Raw genomic sequence first — 3,229 nt, 5'->3', positions numbered from 1 at the left:
AACACAGTGGACGCGAGCAACTGAGGACAAGCCCTCGGCCTATTAGTACCAGTCAGCTCCACCCGTTACCAGGCTTCCACATCTGGCCTATCAACCCAGTCGTCTACTGGGAGCCTTAACCCCTCAAGAGGGTGGGAATACTCATCTCGAAGCAGGCTTCCCGCTTAGATGCTTTCAGCGGTTATCCTTTCCGAACGTAGCCAACCAGCCATGCCCTTGGCAGGACAACTGGCACACCAGAGGTTCGTCCGTCCCGGTCCTCTCGTACTAGGGACAGCCCTTCTCAATATTCCTACGCGCGCAGCGGATAGGGACCGAACTGTCTCACGACGTTCTAAACCCAGCTCGCGTACCGCTTTAATGGGCGAACAGCCCAACCCTTGGGACCGACTCCAGCCCCAGGATGCGACGAGCCGACATCGAGGTGCCAAACCATCCCGTCGATATGGACTCTTGGGGAAGATCAGCCTGTTATCCCCGGGGTACCTTTTATCCGTTGAGCGACAGCGCTTCCACAAGCCACTGCCGGATCACTAGTCCCGACTTTCGTCCCTGCTCGACCCGTCGGTCTCACAGTCAAGCTCCCTTGTGCACTTACACTCAACACCTGATTGCCAACCAGGCTGAGGGAACCTTTGGGCGCCTCCGTTACTCTTTAGGAGGCAACCGCCCCAGTTAAACTACCCATCAGACACTGTCCCTGATCCGGATCACGGACCCAGGTTAGACATCCAGCACGACCAGAGTGGTATTTCAACGACGACTCCACAACCACTGGCGTGGCCGCTTCACAGTCTCCCACCTATCCTACACAAGCCGAACCGAACACCAATATCAAACTATAGTAAAGGTCCCGGGGTCTTTCCGTCCTGCTGCGCGAAACGAGCATCTTTACTCGTAGTGCAATTTCACCGGGCCTATGGTTGAGACAGTCGAGAAGTCGTTACGCCATTCGTGCAGGTCGGAACTTACCCGACAAGGAATTTCGCTACCTTAGGATGGTTATAGTTACCACCGCCGTTTACTGGCGCTTAAGTTCTCAGCTTCGCCACTCCGAAAAGCAGCTAACCGGTCCCCTTAACGTTCCAGCACCGGGCAGGCGTCAGTCCGTATACATCGCCTTACGGCTTCGCACGGACCTGTGTTTTTAGTAAACAGTCGCTTCTCGCTGGTCTCTGCGGCCACCCCCAGCTCAAGCAGCACGTGCTCTCACCAGAGATGGCCCCCCTTCTCCCGAAGTTACGGGGGCATTTTGCCGAGTTCCTTAACCATAGTTCACCCGAACGCCTCGGTATTCTCTACCTGACCACCTGAGTCGGTTTAGGGTACGGGCCGCCATGAAACTCGCTAGAGGCTTTTCTCGACAGCATAGGATCATCCACTTCACCACAATCGGCTCGGCATCAGGTCTCACCCTCAAATGTGTGACGGATTTACCTACCACACGGGCTACACCCTTACCCCGGGACAACCACCGCCCGGGCTGGACTACCTTCCTGCGTCACCCCATCGCTTACCTACTACAAGTCTGGTTCATCGGCTCCACCACTACCCTCAACTCCGAAGAGATCGGGCCGGCTTCACGGACTTAGCATCGCCTGATTCAGTACTGGGCGTTTCAAAGCGGGTACCGGAATATCAACCGGTTGTCCATCGACTACGCCTGTCGGCCTCGCCTTAGGTCCCGACTTACCCTGGGCAGATCAGCTTGACCCAGGAACCCTTAGTCAATCGGCGCACACGTTTCTCACGTGTGTATCGCTACTCATGCCTGCATTCTCACTCGTGAACCGTCCACAACTCGCTTCCGCGGCTGCTTCACCCGGCACACGACGCTCCCCTACCCATCCATACAGGCGTTAGCCCTATGCGCATGAATGACACGACTTCGGCGGTACGCTTGAGCCCCGCTACATTGTCGGCGCGGAATCACTTGACCAGTGAGCTATTACGCACTCTTTCAAGGGTGGCTGCTTCTAAGCCAACCTCCTGGTTGTCTCTGCGACTCCACATCCTTTCCCACTTAGCGTACGCTTAGGGGCCTTAGTCGATGCTCTGGGCTGTTTCCCTCTCGACCATGGAGCTTATCCCCCACAGTCTCACTGCCGCGCTCTCACTTACCGGCATTCGGAGTTTGGCTAAGGTCAGTAACCCGGTAGGGCCCATCGCCTATCCAGTGCTCTACCTCCGGCAAGAAACACACGACGCTGCACCTAAATGCATTTCGGGGAGAACCAGCTATCACGGAGTTTGATTGGCCTTTCACCCCTAACCACAGGTCATCCCCCAGGTTTTCAACCCTGGTGGGTTCGGTCCTCCACGAAGTCTTACCTCCGCTTCAACCTGCCCATGGCTAGATCACTCCGCTTCGGGTCTAGAGCGTGCAACTCAAACGCCCTGTTCGGACTCGCTTTCGCTACGGCTTCCCCACACGGGTTAACCTCGCTACACACCGCTAACTCGCAGGCTCATTCTTCAAAAGGCACGCAGTCACGACTGCCGTTCCGAAGAACGACAGCGACGCTCCCACGGCTTGTAGGCACACGGTTTCAGGTACTATTTCACTCCGCTCCCGCGGTACTTTTCACCATTCCCTCACGGTACTATCCGCTATCGGTCACCAGGGAATATTTAGGCTTAGCGGGTGGTCCCGCCAGATTCACACGGGATTTCTCGGGCCCCGTGCTACTTGGGTGTCTCTCAAACGAGCCGTTGATGTTTCAGCTACGGGGGTCTTACCCTCTACGCCGGACCTTTCGCATGTCCTTCGCCTACACCAACGGTTTCTGACTCGTCTCACAGCCGGCAGACTATGAAAGAAAGATCCCACAACCCCGCATGCGCAACCCCTGCCGGGTATCACACGCATACGGTTTGGCCTCATCCAGTTTCGCTCGCCACTACTCCCGGAATCACGGTTGTTTTCTCTTCCTGCGGGTACTGAGATGTTTCACTTCCCCGCGTTCCCTCCACACTGCCTATGTGTTCAGCAGCGGGTGACAGCCCATGACGACTGCCGGGTTTCCCCATTCGGAAACCCCCGGATCAAAGCTTGGTTGACAGCTCCCCGGGGACTATCGTGGCCTCCCACGTCCTTCATCGGTTCCTGGTGCCAAGGCATCCACCGTGCGCCCTTAAAAACTTGGCCACAGATGCTCGCGTCCACTGTGCAGTTCTCAAACAACGACCAGCCACCCACCACCCCGCCCAAACAGACGAGTTCACTGGG

General features: G+C 56.6%; 1 rRNA gene. It reads right to left on the bottom strand.

Annotated features, from left to right (window positions below):
* Window positions 1-22: 22 nt before the first annotated feature.
* Window positions 23-3,148: ribosomal RNA gene (locus V9U70_RS13165) — 23S ribosomal RNA — on the bottom strand.
* Between the last annotated feature and the right edge of the window lie 81 nt (window positions 3,149-3,229).

The organism is Streptomyces pratensis (assembly GCF_037137275.1).
In the GTDB taxonomy this organism is placed as follows: domain Bacteria; phylum Actinomycetota; class Actinomycetes; order Streptomycetales; family Streptomycetaceae; genus Streptomyces; species Streptomyces pratensis_B.
This window is presented reverse-complemented; position numbering and strand designations above follow the sequence as displayed.